Source organism: Plebeiibacterium marinum (assembly GCF_026013615.1).
In the GTDB taxonomy this organism is placed as follows: Bacteria; Bacteroidota; Bacteroidia; order Bacteroidales; family Marinilabiliaceae; genus Saccharicrinis; species Saccharicrinis marinus_A.
In genome coordinates this window covers 26,216-43,150 of sequence record NZ_JAPDPI010000002.1, presented here as the reverse complement: position 1 = coordinate 43,150, position 16,935 = coordinate 26,216, and the positions used below count along the sequence as shown (strand labels likewise).

Here is a 16,935-nt window from a genome sequence, read left to right as displayed (position 1 = left end):
TTGTCTGAATTATTTGGAAAGAAACAATACGGACACGGACATGTTCAACATTATTGCTATTAAAAATAGTTAATTTTTTGATAGGTTTTTAATGTGTTGAAAATCTATGTAGTATAATATTTTAATAGAGAATGTGTTGGTAGCAGAAGATTCGAAAGTGTTTTTAAAATTATTCTCCAGACCATAAATTGGGTTGGATTCTTCATTGAATATTTCGTTTTTCCATGCCAAAGATAGTTCCGATCCGGGAGCAAAGTGCCATTTTAACGTAGTGTCTATGTTAAAAATATTATAATTGCTGTCGTTGTTTTCATTGTAATCTACATTGTTTTTTAGTGATCCATCGTCCTGAAGTTGAAAAAACTGTTTGTAGGCGACTGCCGACCAATAGTGGCGAGCCCTAAAAGCCAGGCTTAGCTTGTTGTTGAAGGTGTAGTCAATCTCAAGTTCGTTTTCAATGGTTTCTACATTTCTCTTTCCAAAGTATATCACTGCTTCGTCATCGGAAAGGTCTGCAAAGCCATTGTCGTTATTATCAAACCTGAAATTAATATCGTATTCAAGCCGTAGGTGTTGGTTGGGACGGGTATCCAGGCCTAAGCCTATCCAGCTGCTGTTTTCGTCGGTGTTGGGATGGTTAAATCCACCTATGAAGAAGTTATAGTAAAACTTCTTCCTGAAATCTGATTGATAATAAAAGTTGTAGGAGATATGATAGGATTTTGAATAATACCTTCCTTCTACGCGTGTTTCGTCATAATCATTGGTTTTTGATGAATAACTAATGTTGGGATTGATAACACTGTTGTTTTTGAATCTGATGAAAGTCCAGAGTCCTAATTCATGATTGATTTTGTCCCCGGGGTCTACAATTCTGTTGTATTCAGCATCAAAACCGGTGTAAATTTCTCTGATTATCCCAAAGGGTTCCCTGATTGCATATTCCGTTGAAATTTCAGTATTTAACCTGTTATTTCTTTTCAAATATCCCATATCGTTAGGATTGTAGTTTTTTGAGAGAAATTCCTGTTCAATGCCATAGATGAAATTTCCCTTATCTTTCTTTATTTCAATATTGGCAAAGCCTCCGTTTTCTACCAAATGACTTTCATTCTTGCGGTTGCTTATTCCTCCTTTTCCGTTGAGAGAGTATCTTTTCTTTTTGTCGCGTAGTGCAAATTCTGTAGCAGTAACGTTGGCCCGGAAGGGGGTGTTTGCCATAGTCATATTGTTGTTGATGAGACTTATGTATGAGTTGTTTTCTAAAGTTTTGTCAATGACAATTGTATTGTAGTTTGTAAATGGCTGGACTTCGAGGTGTCTTTTGATGCCGGTAATAGTGTCTTTTATTTCAGATTCGGCCGCTAACGACATGGCATTTAGGAATCCGAAGCCCCACCCATTAGTGGTTCTACCCGAAATTTTAGTGGCATTAGCTAATCTGGTTGAACTAGGGTTGTAAACTATAATTTCATTTTCGTTTAAGCTATCTTCAGCTTTGTCTGCAAATTTTGGCTTTGCTCCAATTCTTCTCGAGTAAAATATATCGCCCCGGTTAAAAAGTTCTGTTCCTTCTGTGAAAAATTGTCGTCGTTCGTCATAATATAATTCGTATGGAGACAGGTTTAATTGTTTATCGTCAGATTGGATTTGGCCAAAGTCCGGGATCAGCATCATATCGAGTGTGAAGCTTTCGTTAAACCCGTATTTCACATCTAGCCCGCCACGGTAAATCACCTCCGGGTTGGTTTTGTCACCAGATGCTTCTATATAAGTGGCGGCATAGGGGGTGAATGATAGCCGTAATGGGGGCTTTATGTTTTTAATGCCGGTTAATTCGCCTTGTTGGTGAATGAAACCGGATATTTGCTTGTTTATAAAACTCCAGGAGTTATTGGAGTTGTACCTTCTGATATTACGAAACATGTTTAAACCCCAGGTGTGAATGTTCCGGTCGGGGAAACGTAGGTTCGAATAGGGTATTTTCATTTCAATTACCCAACCTTTATCGGTGACTTTTGTTTCACTGTGCCAAACAGCATCCCAGCTTTCGTCTTCATAATCATGGTCTGTTTTAATAGCTTTTATATCGGTTTGTACACCTGCCGGATTGATGAAAAAACCATAGGCGAGCTGTCCTTGGTTGTAGGGGTCAAAATATATCCCAAAGTAGTCGGATAACCCAATGTTGTCTCTGCTGCTTAAATAATTAAAAATACTATCCGGGTGTTCATCGTATAACATGGCTCCTACATAGATCGCTGTTTGGTCATAAAAAATATATACCTCCGAATTTTGAAGTGCAGGCTTGCCATTGTTTGGTTGTAGCTGCACAAAGTCTTTTGCAGGAATTGAAATTGAGTAGACGTCTTCATCGAGAATGCCGTCTATAGATAGTGGTTTGGATATTTTTAGTGCTTCAATGCTTTTTTTGTTTTGAGCTATACTATAGGTTGTAATAAATATTGCTGTAATGAACAGGGATATTTTCATGAAAGGTTTGTTAGTTATGTTTCTCGTAAATTAATCATTTTTAGTCAGAAATTGAGTTGAATAGTTAAAATTGTTCGGATCTACGTTTGAGGATATTAAATTTTGTTCAAGAAAAATGGGATATTGAGCAAGCGTTTCAAAAAAAGCTTTTGCCGAAAAGCATTTTAGTTGGTAAAATTGCTTTTCGGCATTTTTTATTAGATATGCTTTAGTCTAAAATATCCTCAATCTTGAAATTTTTCTTAGTATGGTCATCGTCGTAATCAAAAACCATATCGCCGGTTTTATCTAACGAAATTGAATTTAAATCAAACCATATAAAAGCTTTTCCAACCTGGACTCCATTTAAAAAATTAAGCTTATAGCTGGTTGCCGAAGTATTTACAATTTGCATGTTGGCATTGTTTTCAATGTTCATGGCATCAAGAGAGATCTTTTTGCCTTTGTAGGTTTCGATTTTTACTACGCCACCTTTGTTTACAACAAACTGCATTCGTAACAAACTTTCGTAAATGCCTGGATTGTTTTTTGGGAAGCTTGGGTTGTTTTTATTGATGAGATTACGAACATTGATGCCGCTAAAGCTACCTCCGTTTTGAGATAGTATTTTTAAAGCTGCAAATAACGGAACCATATGTTTGTTGAATGATTGTGTTTTATAATCGTCGATAAAGGATTCGAGTTGATCTTCGGTGCTGTAAGTGCTTGTGGTTAATGTAATGGGCACATCTTTGGTAAGCCCCTCAATTTCTCCAACAATTCCTCTTACAACGATGTCGTTTTGCGAATCGACAGTGATTTTAGAATCAAAGCGAACCTTGTCGGTTGGGAAGGAAACTAAATCTACTTTTGTGCCATCAGGCCTGAACTTGCCGTAAAAAGCCAGTTTCTTACCTTCAGGAGCTTCAAAGTCAATATTTTCATGTAAAATGGTCTGTGCTCTGTTGGATATTCCTAAAATTAAATGGGCAGATTGTTCGCTCTGGCAAATTCTGCGGTTACTGATACTTATTGCTCCGGCATAGTTAATAAGAGCGTATACGTTTCCTTTTTTGCCTACATTGAAAGCTTGTGTAAATCCAAAATTAGAGCAATTTACAGGTAAAAACCATTCCATGTCCCCTTTGTTATCAAAGGTTGCAAACCATAAATCGCGGGTACCATTGTGCGACGAGAAGTTTTTGTCGCCTATCTGAATGTCACTATCATACCATCCGGAAACAATGTACTTGCCATTTTCGGCAATTGTTCGGTTGTTGATGAATATATTTCCTTTGTTGTTGGCTTCTATGCTTTGGGCAATCATTTGCCAAATGTTATTCATCTGGCTATTGTTGTTTATTTTAATGGCTATTGGAGTGTAATCTTTGTACTCAGGCATTACCGATCCAATGGGTGCATTAATGTATGTAGGGTCGCAAATAGTGTAATTTTTATCGCCAACAACAAAGTTGTATCCTTCTACCGGTTGTGAAAATGAAACAGCCGCGGCCATGTGGCTGAAGTAAGTAAGGGCTACGGCATCTAAACCAATTAAATCGCCTACTAATCTGGTAAATAATACAGTTCTGTCTTCGCAATCGGAGTATGGATAATAGAAAATTTCATCCGGAAAAAACATCTTTTCTTTGCCAAACTGGTCGCGGTCGGTTTTGTATTGGAATGAGTTGTGTAAATACTTTAGTAAATAGGAAACGGCTTCTGTTTCGCTCATGTCTTTTATTCGGGGACGGATGTAATCGTATAGCTCATCCTTCACTGTTCCTGACATGGCTGCTTCCAGATATACCTTGTTATTGGTTTGTGGGAAGCTTGCCAGGAACAACATGTTCGACTTGTTCATATGTAGCTCAAGAGGAGAGCTTTCGTTTGGAAGGGTTGTTTTTTTAACAATAGTTTTGCTGTTGCTCAGGTTCAATGCGTAAGGAAGGTGCAGGTCGATGGCTTTTGTGGCTCCGCCAAAGTTTTCTTCGTAAGTATAGAGGTTTTTTTTGCCTAACTTATTGTCGATTAAATAGTAGTTGTATCCGTTAATATAATAGTATGGTTTTTCATAAACTTCCTGAATGAACGGGAGCATCAGGCATACGGTATTTCCATTATATCCAATTTTTGCCTGGTATCCAGCCTGGTTCAACATAGCCCATTTCCAAAGTTCCTGGTTGTTGGACGATGTATAAAGTGTTTTTGATGTTTTGTTTATTAGTTGATAGATGCCCCAGTCGTTTAGGTTGGCCTGGGCTGCAAAATCCATCATCGACTCAATATAAACCTGATAATAGGTTTTGGTAAACTCTTTCCAGTAATTGGCAAAGTTATCTGGAGATACCGAGGCCAGGCTTAACGATTTCATTCTGGAATCAATATTCAGGGAAACTTCTGTTTCAAAAAAGTCAACGCTAATGTTTTGTTTGAAGTTGTCTGATTCTTCGGGTTGTTGAACTATGGGGGCAATAGAGTATGCGGGAGCTTCACTTAATGCAATTTTTGGGGTAATGGGGGCCGGGATGGGTGCAAGGTCTTTTTTGGGGTCAGATATTTTTATGGGTTTATAAACTGGTTGGTCTATTGGTTTTGGTGCCTCTTTGGGTTTTTCAACTTCTTTTTTTTGCTCCACTTCAGTGAAGTTTTGTCCCAGGTATTTTTCAAAAGCTTCGTTCATTTCTTTGATGTGGGCAGCATACTCGGCTTCCATTTGCTTCATCTTGTTTTCGTAATCCTGATGCATCTTGTCCATTTTAGCCTCGTATCTGCGGTTCATCTCCTCAAATGGGTCTTTTTCGTCTATCTGGGCAAGTACATTGCAAAATGTAATGAAAAGAGTAGTTAATACCAGAAGAAATTGTTTAGTTTTCATAGTATGATAAGTTGAATGTAAGTTTTTATAAGTAAATATATTTCAGATTTTTGACTAAGCAAAAAGTGATGCTGTCTTTTTTAATAAAAAACGCTGTTCCATTTCTGAAACAGCGTTTTTTTTGATTATAATATTTTTATGAGGTTGCATTAAAAGCTATTGGCTATGAACTATATGTTACAGGCTAAAAGCTCTCTGCTTTAAATTATAAACGATCCCTTATTCGTGTGTGTCGTTAGGGTTGTAAGTTTCTACATGGCGTTCTGTTTTTGCCTTGTTAAACTCATTGATAGTGATGATGATACCGGTTTCTTCAACATCGCCAAAGCGGTCGTTCACGGCAGTTCCGAATGAGCGCATTGATGGTGAGAGGTTCATGTAGGCATTTACCAACGGAGGGATTGATTCTCCCAGTTCTCTAACCATCCTGTTCAAAATTTTATAGTCTTCAACAAAGGTAGGACCTTTGAATATCTCCTTAACTTTTTCGTCAGATAAACCGATTTTCACCTTGAATTCATCCAAAGGATATACCAGTTTGTCTTTATCTCTGAAGTATTTGTTCATAAAGCTCAGGATGAGATCCCTGGCTTCCTGGTTGAAATGTGTATACATTGTTACTTTACCGAAGAAGTATTTCATTTCGGGATTGTTAACAATCAGGGATCCCAATCCATCCCAAAGGTTGTCCAGGGCAAACAGGCTTTTGGCCCCATGCTTACTGCTTTGGTATTGAGGTTGAACGAATGATCTTCCCAGTTCAATGGTGTGGGGGAAAAACTCATCCAAAAACTTTTGCGAAAAATGGAAAAGACGTGAGGTTGCCAGTTTTACATTGCCGTTTTCGTCACGAGGGATGGTGTTGCCCATGATATAGCGGTATCCTCCTAAAATTTCTTTTTCTTCTGGATCCCACACTATCAATTGTCTGTAAGGGACTTCGGCCAAGTCATAGTCGTCAATGTCGGCTTCTTTTCCTGTTCCCCCACCTGCCTGACGAAATGATTCTTCACGCAAGCGACCCACTTCTCTCATTAAGTTGGGAGCTTCGTTTCCTGCGAAATCATATATTTTGTTGCCTCCCTTGTTGGTGTTGCGAACAAATCTTTCTTTAGTTAACTCTGCTTCCAGTTTTGATTTTTCAACCGGTTCAATAATTGGTTTAATAGAATCCATGTATTATATAGATAAATTGAGCTACAAAATTAAACTTATTTTGGTAAGCTGTAGACGGTTTCCTTTATTTTTTCGGCCCATGTTTTGGGGGTACCTTCTTTTGCAAAGGTTTCCCACGGTATAGGATTACCAAAAGTTAGTTTTACATTCTTGTTTTTAAACTTAAACATTTCGTCAACCAGGTAAAGCATCTCAATGTTAGCTTTGATGCCCAGTTTTTTCCTTATATAGGATAAGTTGTAGAAGAACTTTGAATTGTTTCCGCTGATATGAACAGGAACAACATCGCGTTTGTGCTGAATGGCTTTTTTAATAAAAGCTGGTTTCCATTCCAGATCCTTAATTTGGTTGCCTTGTTTCCTGGATACTAATCCTGCTGGGAAGTATAGCATTTGAGCTTCTGATTTGAAGGCGTTTTCAATCATTCTGGCAGCTTCCTTTGCCTGTCCTCCGTGTTTGTTAATGGGTACAAAAATGTCATTGTACCGTCCAATTTGCAACAAGATGTCGTTAACCGGAAATTTTATATTTTCAAAAATGGCTCCAACTTCAGTTAAAAATATTATTCCATCCAGACCGCCAAGGGGGTGGTTCGAAACAAATAAATAACGGCCATCTTTGGGGATCTTGTCTAATCCTTCAGAGGAGCTGGTAACTCCAAATAATTCTTTGCACCTGTTACCAAAATCAACATTGTAGCTATCCGGGAATTTTTTTAGAATTCCATTTAGATCATCCTGGTGAATTACCTTTTTAAGATATCGTAAGATAAAGCCTGGTAAAACTTTATATAATCCAGGGTTTTTATCCTTAAATACCTTGTCAATATCAATTTTGGTAATTGCAGTATTCTTGTTCTCCATCGTACCAATTCTCAATAAGAGCTCAATTTTAGAAAAAAAAAAGTAAACATCATGATGAAAACGGTAGAAAAATGAGTTTTGTCAGTTTAGATTGGTGAATTTTTATGTGGTTGTGATTTTTTTTATCCTCAGACATCAATTCTTTATTGGTATTTATTGTATTGACAATGATAGTGTTAAAGGAATGTCTTGAATGGTGTTAAGTTGTTGATATTGTGTATTTTGACATTAGGTGTAGTGTGTTTTGTTTTTGATCTGGTGATCTGTTATTGAAAAAACTTATCAACAAAGTGTAAGAAAGTGGATTAAAGTGGTTGATAGTGGTTTAAAAATGTTTTATTTTTACGCCGAATAAACCACAATCGTAATGGCCACATTTATAGGAGATTTTGTTTGTAAAGCTGATGCTAAAGGACGGATCGTGTTGCCTTCTCTTTTTAAAAAGGCAATGAACGCCATGGAAGAGAACCGTTTTGTGGTGAGAAAAGATCTGTTTGAAGAGTGTTTGGTTTTATCTCCCTATCCGGAATGGGAGGAGGAAATGAATGAAATCAGGTCTCGCGTGAACATGTACAACCGTGCAGAGAATAAATTCTATCGTCAGTATTTTAGAGGGGCTGCTGAAGTTACTTTTGATTCAAACGGAAGGATGCTTTTGCCCAAGCGGTTGATGGAGAAAATTAATGTGCCCAAAGAGATGGTGTTGGTGGGTGTAGACAGGAAGATTGAATTGTGGAGTAAATCTGTTTACGAAAGTGATGAGCTTGGAGAAGGGGAGTTGGCATTGATGGCTGAGAAAATATTAGGAAGTTATGATAACCGGGAAAAGGAGACTGAATAATGGGAGATGTATATCACATACCGGTTTTGCTGCAAGAATGTATTGATGGCTTAAACCTAAAAGAAAATGGAGTTTATGTTGACCTTACTTTTGGAGGGGGTGGGCATACCAAAGAGATTTTAAAACATCTAAAGGGGGGCAAAATGATTGTGTTCGATCAGGATGAGGATGCCTATGCAAACCGTCCCGATGACGAGCGACTGATCTTTGTTCGCCATAATTTTCGTTACCTAAAGCATTTTTTACAATATCTGGATATTGATCATGTAGATGGTATACTGGCAGATTTGGGTGTGTCATCTCATCACTTTGATACGCCAGAGCGTGGATTCTCGTTCCGTTTTGAGGGGGAGTTGGATATGCGCATGAACAAGCAGGCTACATTAAAAGCTGATGAGGTATTGAACGAATATGAAGAGGATGATCTGTTCAGGATTTTTAAAAACTACGGCGAAATAAAAAATGCAGGTAAGCTGGTTCGTGGTATTTTGGCACGTCGGCAATCATCTCCGTTTAAAATGATATCAGACTTGCTCGAGGTTGCAGAGCCTTGTGTGCCTTCCCGGGAAAAGAATAAGTTTTTAGCTAAAGTTTTTCAGGCTTTAAGAATAGAAGTGAACCGTGAGATGGAGGCCTTGAAAGAGATGCTGATGCAGACCAAAGAGGTGTTGGCTCCAGGTGGTCGTTTGGTGGTTATTTCGTATCATTCACTTGAAGATAGGTTGGTAAAAAACTTCATGAAAAGTGGTGATTGCGATAAAGCTCAGGCAGATCAGGATTTTTTTGGCAAAAGCCTGGTTCCGTTTAAAGCCATAAGCAGAAAGCCAATTTTACCTACAGCAAAAGAGCTAGAGGAAAATACGCGTTCAAGAAGTGCAAAATTGCGGATCTCAGAAAAGTTGTAGTCATGACCAGAAAAAAGAGAGATAAGGAGTTTGTTGGTTCCGGGGATGAGGCTTTTAAAAAAATTACCCTGCGCGACTTTGTGTCAGGGAGGATTTTTACAAAGGAGGTTGTTGTAAAGCAGTTGCCTTATTTTTTGTTTCTGATTGTACTGGCGTTTTCTTATATCTCAAACCATTTTAAAGTTGAAAAACTGTTAAAGGAAGCGGCTACATTAAATAAAGAAATCCAGGAGTTAAGGATTGAGGCTATTACCACTTCTTCTGATTTGATGTATATCAGTAAGCAATCGGTAATCCGGGAAAAGGTAAATGCAGCAGGGGTTGAGTTGGATGAGCTGACAGAACCTCCCAGGAGAATTGTGATTAAAAAGTAAACCTAATTGAGTACAAAATATATAGATGACAATTAAGAGAGACATAACATGGCGTGTTGGGGTAATATACCTAAGTTTGGTGGTGCTGGCTGTTATTGTTTTTGTCAGGGTGGTTTACCTTCAGGTAGTTGAGGGTGAAAAGTGGCGTTCCATGGAGCAGGTGTTGACTAGTAAAGAACGGGAAATAGAAGCAAATAGAGGAAATATACTGGCTTCTGATGGTCGCAAGCTGGCCTGTTCGGTTCCAAGTTATCGCTTGTATATGGATATGATGGCGCATGGTCTTACCGATGAGATTTTTAATCGGGATGTGGATAGCCTGAGTATCTGTTTGTCAAGGTTTTTCGGTGATAAGTCTTCTCAGGCATACAAAAAAGAGCTTTCTGTAGCTCGCCAAAAGGGACGGCGGTATTACCGAATACATCATAAAAGGATATCTTTTACGGATTTAAAACAGGTAAAACAGTTTCCTATTTTCAGATTAGGGAAAAATAAGGGTGGATTCCTGCCGGAAATGCTTGATCAGCGCAAGCTTCCATTTGGTGTTTTAGCCTCTCGTACTATAGGAAAGCTTTACGGGGAGAAGGAAAAAGGAGGGATGGTTGGACTGGAAAGGGCTTATGACCATGAGCTGAAAGGTAAAAATGGGGTGAGTACTTTTACCCGAATTTCAGGGCACTGGGTACCAGAAGAGGTGATGCCTCCTCAAAATGGAAATGATATCCTAACTTCCATTGATATTGAAATCCAGGATGTAGCAGAAAGTTCACTTCGTCAGCAACTGATTAAGCATAATGCCCATCATGGGTGTGCAATTTTAATGGAGGTTCAGACAGGAGAAATAAAAGCTATTGTAAACTTACATCGTAAAAGTCCTGGTAATTATGTTGAGGATTATTTTAATTATGCCATTGGGGAGGCTACAGAGCCCGGATCAACCTTTAAGTTGGCCAGTGTTATGGTGGCTTTGGAGGATGGTTTGCTGAACCTGGAAGATTCTATAGATACGGGTAAAGGCTATTGTAAGTTTTATGATCGGGTAATGCGGGATAGCCATCATGGAGGCTATGGCACGATTACAAACCGTCAGGTTTTTGAATATTCTTCTAATGTGGGGATTTCGAAAATGATTGTAGCCAATTATAAATCTGATCCTAAAAAATATATAGACAGGATTTATTCTATGGGTCTCAATGAAAAGATTGGCCTTGAAATAAAAGGTGAAGGGGATCCTTTTATCAAATATCCAGGATCAGAAACATGGTCAGGGGTTTCTTTACCTTGGATTTCTATTGGGTATGAATCAAAGTTAACGCCTCTTCAAACACTTAATTTTTATAATGCCGTTGCCAATAATGGAAAAATGGTAAAGCCCCATTTTGTAAAAGGTATTTATAGACATGGCGAACTTGTGGAATCTTATGATCCTGTTGTGTTGAATCCGTCTATATGTTCATTGTCTACTATTGAAAAAGTGCATGAATTGTTGATTGGTGTGGTTGAAAGGGGTACGGCAAAAAATATTAAGAATGATAATTACAAGATCGCCGGTAAAACAGGAACTGCACAGATTGCTAAAGGTTCAAAGGGTTATAAAGGTGGGAGTGGGGTTGAATATCAGGCTTCTTTTTGTGGTTATTTTCCGGCTGACAGGCCTAAGTATTCGTGTATTGTTGTTGTTAATGGGCCTACTAGTAATGGATTTTATGGTAATGTAGTTGCCGGGAAAGTATTTAAGGATATTGCAGACCGCGTATATGCAACAAGCTTTGCTATGATGGATGAGCGCGTAGGTAAAGTGCCGGATTCAGGAATTCTGCCATATTCAAAGGGTGGTAAAAAGGATGATTTGCTAACTGTTTTTGAGAGGTTGAATGTTGCCATAGAAGGTGAGGATGTGGAGTCGGACTGGATTTCGACAACGGCTCAGGAGCACAAAGTGGATTTTGATAGAAAAGTGTTTGCCAAAGGATTGGTGCCAAATGTGAAAGGAATGGGGGCTAAAGATGCTGTTTCGCTTTTGGAAAATCTTGGACTAAAGGTAATTGTTTCCGGAAGGGGCAAGGTTGTGGAGCAGTCCGTGAGGGCTGGGAGTAGGTTGAAGAATGGTGAAAGGATATTTATAAAGCTAGGATAGGCATGGTTGGTGTAAATAAAATATATGAATGGACAAAGGTAAAAGAGCTGATAGGTAACAATCAGGTTCTGTTTAATGAGATTACTTTTGATTCCAGAAAAGCAGTTGAGTCAACATTGTTTGTGGCAGTAAAGGGTGTGCATGTTGATGGGCATGATTATATAGCTAAAGCTGTAGCTAATGGCTGTAGTGCTGTGCTTTGTGAAAATGTGCCACAGGAAAAATATGAGAACATACCTTTTGTTGTTGTTGAGGACTCGGCGTTGGCTCTTGGAGAAATTGCTTCTGGGTTTTATGGCAATCCATCGCAAGAGTTGGAGTTGGTAGGAGTAACCGGTACTAACGGGAAAACAACAATAGCTACTCTTCTTTATGAGTTGTTTCGTAATATGGGATTTGAGGCAGGTTTGTTTAGTACAGTGGCTAATTATATAGGTGCCAGGAGGCTTGATTCTACTCATACCACGCCAGATCCTGTTGCGTTGAATAAAATAATGCGCGAAATGGTTGATGCGGGGTGTCAGTATTGCTTTATGGAAGTAAGCTCACATGCCATTGATCAAAAACGTATTGCGGGCTTGAAATATATGGGGGGTATTTTTACCAACTTGTCGCATGACCACCTCGATTACCACAAAACATTTGATGCCTACATAAAAGCAAAAAAGCAGTTTTTTGATAGTCTTTCGAAAGAGGCTTTTGCACTGGTTAATGTGGATGATAAGAATGGGATGGTGATGGTGCAGAATTGTAAGGCTGATATCAATACCTATTCAATAAGAAGTATGGGCGATTTTAAAGCCAAGATTATTGAGAGTATGTTTGAGGGGATGCAGCTGTTGATAAACAATCAGGAGGTATGGACACCTTTTATAGGAAAGTTTAATGCCCAAAACCTGCTTGCGGTTTATGGTGCTGCAATCAAGTTGGGACGACCTGCGGATGAGGTTTTGCTTTCGTTGAGCAAATTGCATTCTGTAGATGGTAGGTTCCAGACTATCAGGTCTTCTAATGGGGTAACGGCCATTGTGGATTATGCGCATACGCCTGATGCTTTGAAAAATGTAATAGAAACCATTAATCAAATTCGTCAGCCGGGACAGGATTTAATTACTGTTGTGGGTGCTGGTGGCGACCGGGATAAAACCAAAAGACCTGAGATGGCAAAAGTGTCGGTTGACGGAAGTTCAAAGGTTATTTTGACATCTGACAATCCCCGTTCAGAGAATCCGCAAACCATAATTGAAGAAATGATGGAAGGGATTGATTTTAAAAACCGCATTAAGGTTGTTTCGATTACCGACCGTAAAGAGGCGATCAAAACAGCCATACTTATATCGAAGCGTGGAGATATTATCCTGGTGGCAGGAAAAGGGCACGAAGATTATCAGGAAATAAATGGTGTAAAACATCATTTTGATGATCGTGAAGTGATAAAAGAAATTTTTGATATGCAATAACATTTAAATAATTATATAAATGCTATACTATATTTTCGAATTACTCGAGCAAATGGATATTCCCGGAGCAGGGATGTTTCAATATATATCATTCCGTTCAGGGATGGCCGTGATCTTTTCTTTGTTGATCGGTACAATTTATGGGAAAAGGGTTATTAAACTGCTTCAGAAAAAGCAAATTGGTGAAGTAGTGCGCGATTTAAACCTGGAAGGACAGTATGAGAAAAAGGGAACTCCAACCATGGGAGGGATCATTATCATTACTTCGATTATTATCCCTGTTTTATTGTTCGGAAAGCTTGATAATGTTTATATCATTTTAATGCTTGTGTCAACTGTTTGGTTAGGGACTATTGGTTTTTTGGATGATTATATCAAGGTATTTAAAAAGAATAAGGAAGGTTTAGCCGGGAGATTTAAAATTGTAGGACAAATAGGACTTGGTTTAATTGTAGGATTAACTTTGTATTTTAATGATTCTGTGGTTGTTAGAGAAAAGGTTCCGGGAGAAACCATAGAGGTGCAGTTGGAAGATGGCACAACAGAAGTACGTCCCGCAACAGTTGATATAAAAAGTACCAAGACTACTATCCCATTTATGAAAAATAACCGTTTTGATTATGCATGGTTCGTTTCCTTTATGGGCGAAAGTGCTGCTAAATGGGGATGGGTGGTGTTTGTATTGGCAGTCATCTTTATTATTACAGCAGTTTCAAATGGAGCCAATATGACAGATGGGCTCGATGGTCTGGCTACTGGAACTTCGGCCATAATAGGAACAACGCTTGGTATTCTGGCATATGTATCCAGTAATACAGTTTGGGCCGATTATTTGAATATTATGTATATCCCTCAATCAGAAGAGCTGGTGATTTTTATGGCGGCTTTTATTGGAGCAACTATTGGCTTTTTATGGTACAATTCTTTTCCTGCGCAAGTGTTTATGGGAGATACCGGTAGTTTGACGCTTGGAGGAATTATTGCAGTTTTTGCTATCATCATTAAAACAGAATTATTGATTCCAATTCTATGTGGAATCTTTCTGGTGGAAAATATATCTGTGATGATCCAGGTTTCCTGGTTTAAGTATACAAAAAAGAAATATGGAGAAGGGCGAAGAGTGTTTAAAATGGCACCGCTTCATCACCATTACCAAAAAAAGGGATATACCGAATCAAAAATTGTTACCCGATTCTGGATTGTTGGGATTTTATTGGCTGTTTTGGCTGTTGTTACGTTAAAAATCAGATAAGAGCAAAAGGTTGTAAATGAGTAAGCGCGTTGTCATATTAGGAGCTGGAGAAAGTGGTGTTGGTGCTGCCTTGTTGGCGCAAAAGCAGGGTTTTGATGTTTTTGTGTCTGACTTGGGGGAGCTAAAGGATATATTTAAGGATGAATTGGATAATGCAGGGGTTTTATATGAATCAAAGCAGCATACCAGAGAGAAAATATTTAACGCTGATGTTGTAGTTAAAAGTCCTGGGATTCCGGATACAGTTCTTATGATTGGAGAATTAAGGGAAAAGGGCATTGAGGTTATTTCTGAGATTGAGTTTGCATCCAGGTTTAGTAAGGCTAAATATGTATGCATTACTGGAAGTAATGGAAAAACTACTACAACCTTGCTTACCTATCATATTTTAAAAACAGCAGGGGTGAATGTAGGTCTTGCTGGCAATATTGGACAAAGCCTTGCCCGTCAGATTGCTTTGGGAGATGATAAAGAATGGTATGTTTTGGAATTAAGCAGTTTTCAGCTTGATGGGATGTATCAGTTTAGGGCAGATATAGCAGTGTTGATGAATATTACACCTGATCATTTGGATAGGTACGATTATAAGATGGAGAACTATATCCAGAGTAAGTTTAGGGTTGTCCAAAATCAAAAAAATGATGATTGTTTCATCTATTGTCTGGATGATGAAAATATAACAAAGGAACTGGCAAAGAGAGATATAAAGGCTCGCCAGTTTCCTTTTTCAAATTTTAAGGAAGTTAGTGAGGGAGCCTTTTGTATAAATGACGAAATCCAATTTAAAGAAAGGGAGGATGTTATGAGTGTATTTGTAGAACAATTGGCCATTCAGGGGCAGCATAATCGATATAATACGATGGCTGCGGGTATAGTAGCGCGTTTGTTTCAGATCCGCAAACCTGTGATCAGGGAAAGCTTGCTGAGTTTTAAGGGTGTAGAGCATCGTCTTGAAAGGGTGCTTTCTGTACGGGGTATGGAATTTATTAATGACTCAAAGGCTACAAATGTAAACTCAACATGGTATGCACTGGAGAGCATGAAAACAAAAGTAGTGTGGATTGCTGGTGGAGTTGACAAAGGGAATGATTATGGTGAGTTGAAAGAGTTGGCCGCACAAAAGGTTAAAGCTTTAGTTTGTGTAGGGGTTGATAATGCCAAATTGCTGGAAAGCTTTAAGGGGATTGTGCCTACTATTGTTGAGACAAATTCGATGCAGGAGGCTGTTAAATCGGCTTACTATCTTGGAGATAAGGGGGATACGGTGCTTTTGTCTCCGGCATGTGCCAGTTTTGATTTGTTTGAAAATTATGAGCATCGAGGGCGGTTGTTTAAAGAGTGTGTAAGGAATTTGTAGTATGGGAATAAAGGCCAGTCTTCAAAAATATTTTAAGGGAGATCCAATCTTATGGGGAGTGATTGCTGTGTTGGCAGCGGTTTCACTGCTTGCTGTTTATAGCTCAACAGGGTCTTTGGCATATAAGTATCAGGGTGGAAATACTTATTATTACATGTTTAAGCATTTTGCGTTTTTATGTGTGGGTATTGCACTTATTTGGGGTATTCATCAAATGGATTACAGGATATTTGCTAAATATTCTACCTTGTTGTTGTGGGTGTCTATAGTTCTGTTGTTTATTACTCTGGTAACAGGGGTGAGTTTGAACCAGGCATCGCGGTGGTTAACCGTGCCAGGTTTGGGACTGTCCTTTCAACCCTCCGAAATTGCTAAGTTGGCATTGATCATGTATATAGCCAGGACATTGGCGCGCCATCAGGATGCAGATTACGGTGCAAGGGATGCTTTTCGTCCCATATTGATTTATGTGGGAGTTGTATGTGGACTGATTTTTACAGAGGATTTTTCTACAGCATTTTTAATTGGATTTATTGCCTTTTTGATGATGTTTATTGGGCGAGTGCCATTTAGATATTTGTTTACAACAGTAGGAGCTGTTGTTGGTTTTGTGGTTATTGTTTTCCTGGCTTCGCCATATTTGCCTTTTTTACATAGGGCAGAAACGTGGAAAACCAGAATCGAAAATTTTGTGGGGGGAGATGAGGTTGAGGCAGATTCAGATGGAAACTATCAATCGCGCCAGGCCCAAATGGCTGTGGCCACAGGAGGTATTTTGGGGAAGGGACCCGGAAACAGTAAACAAAGAAATTTCTTGCCACATCCGTATAGTGATTTTATTTTTGCAATAATTGTTGAGGAATGGGGGGCTATGGGTGCACTGTTGATTATTATGTGCTATGTGGTATTTTTGTTCAGGGCAGGTGTTATTGTTCGGGGAAGTACGCGTACATTCCCTGCATTTTTAGCTATTGGACTATCCTATTTGCTCGTTTTTCAGGGATTTTTCAATATGGGTGTTGCTGTAGGTATTTTCCCGGTAACGGGTCAGCCTTTGCCTTTGGTTAGTATGGGAGGTACATCAATATTGTTTACCTGTGTGGCTATGGGCGCAATTTTGAGTGTAAGCAGGTTTAATATGGAGGAAGCCCAGAGGTTAAAGGAAGAAGCTCAGCAAATATAAAATTATAGAAGTATGGATTAAGGAGTTTCGCTCTTCA

Annotated in this window: 12 protein-coding genes; 8 read left to right on the top strand and 4 right to left on the bottom strand. The window is 38.8% G+C overall.

From position 1 onward, the window contains the following. Window positions 1-69 precede the first annotated feature (69 nt). The 4 genes from OM074_RS01385 to glsA all read right to left on the bottom strand — a co-directional run bounded on the left by OM074_RS01385 (window position 70) and on the right by glsA (window position 7,389). Window positions 70-2,493 carry a DUF5916 domain-containing protein gene (locus tag OM074_RS01385; RefSeq protein WP_301197479.1) on the bottom strand — a complete coding sequence of 808 codons (2,424 nt, stop codon included), beginning with the start codon at window positions 2,491-2,493 and terminating at the stop codon, window positions 70-72. Between the two features lie 208 nt (window positions 2,494-2,701). Beyond that, window positions 2,702-5,350, bottom strand: a complete 2,649-nt coding sequence (locus OM074_RS01380; RefSeq protein ID WP_301197478.1) for a hypothetical protein — start codon at window positions 5,348-5,350, stop codon at window positions 2,702-2,704. Window positions 5,351-5,569: 219 nt separating this feature from the next. Then, window positions 5,570-6,526, bottom strand: coding sequence for a glycine N(alpha)-acyltransferase GlsB (gene glsB / locus OM074_RS01375; RefSeq protein ID WP_301197477.1), 957 nt, complete (start codon window positions 6,524-6,526; stop codon window positions 5,570-5,572). A gap of 35 nt (window positions 6,527-6,561) precedes the next feature. Next, window positions 6,562-7,389, bottom strand: coding sequence for a lyso-glycine lipid O-acyltransferase GlsA (gene glsA, locus OM074_RS01370; protein ID WP_301197476.1), 828 nt, complete (start codon window positions 7,387-7,389; stop codon window positions 6,562-6,564). 367 nt (window positions 7,390-7,756) lie between these two features. On the opposite strand from glsA, the gene OM074_RS01365 reads away from it, so the two are divergent. Genes OM074_RS01365 through OM074_RS01330 form a run of 8 tightly spaced genes read left to right on the top strand, consistent with a single transcriptional unit; the run spans window position 7,757 to window position 16,898 of the window. Further along, window positions 7,757-8,230: a division/cell wall cluster transcriptional repressor MraZ gene (locus OM074_RS01365; RefSeq protein WP_301197475.1), complete on the top strand. Its 474-nt coding sequence runs from the start codon at window positions 7,757-7,759 to the stop codon at window positions 8,228-8,230. Further along, complete coding sequence (gene rsmH / locus OM074_RS01360) at window positions 8,230-9,135, top strand: 16S rRNA (cytosine(1402)-N(4))-methyltransferase RsmH (RefSeq protein ID WP_301197474.1); 906 nt, start codon at window positions 8,230-8,232, stop codon at window positions 9,133-9,135. Before OM074_RS01365 ends, rsmH begins: the two co-directional genes overlap by 1 nt. A gap of 2 nt (window positions 9,136-9,137) precedes the next feature. Next, window positions 9,138-9,509, top strand: a complete 372-nt coding sequence (locus tag OM074_RS01355; RefSeq protein ID WP_301197473.1) for an FtsL-like putative cell division protein — start codon at window positions 9,138-9,140, stop codon at window positions 9,507-9,509. A 25-nt stretch (window positions 9,510-9,534) separates the two neighbouring features. After that, a complete protein-coding gene (locus OM074_RS01350) occupies window positions 9,535-11,646 on the top strand; it encodes a penicillin-binding protein (RefSeq protein WP_301197472.1) in 2,112 nt (703 codons plus the stop codon). A gap of 2 nt (window positions 11,647-11,648) precedes the next feature. Continuing rightward, the gene (locus OM074_RS01345; RefSeq protein ID WP_301197471.1) at window positions 11,649-13,106 is read left to right on the top strand and encodes a UDP-N-acetylmuramoyl-L-alanyl-D-glutamate--2,6-diaminopimelate ligase; all 1,458 of its coding nucleotides are present in this window, start codon (window positions 11,649-11,651) and stop codon (window positions 13,104-13,106) included. Window positions 13,107-13,125: 19 nt separating this feature from the next. Next, window positions 13,126-14,358 (top strand): phospho-N-acetylmuramoyl-pentapeptide-transferase, encoded by a 1,233-nt coding sequence (mraY, locus tag OM074_RS01340; protein WP_301197470.1) that lies wholly within the window; start codon window positions 13,126-13,128, stop codon window positions 14,356-14,358. A gap of 16 nt (window positions 14,359-14,374) precedes the next feature. Next, complete coding sequence (murD, locus tag OM074_RS01335; protein WP_301197469.1) at window positions 14,375-15,715, top strand: UDP-N-acetylmuramoyl-L-alanine--D-glutamate ligase; 1,341 nt, start codon at window positions 14,375-14,377, stop codon at window positions 15,713-15,715. A gap of 1 nt (window position 15,716) precedes the next feature. After that, window positions 15,717-16,898, top strand: coding sequence for an FtsW/RodA/SpoVE family cell cycle protein (locus OM074_RS01330; protein WP_301197468.1), 1,182 nt, complete (start codon window positions 15,717-15,719; stop codon window positions 16,896-16,898). Window positions 16,899-16,935: the final 37 nt, after the last annotated feature.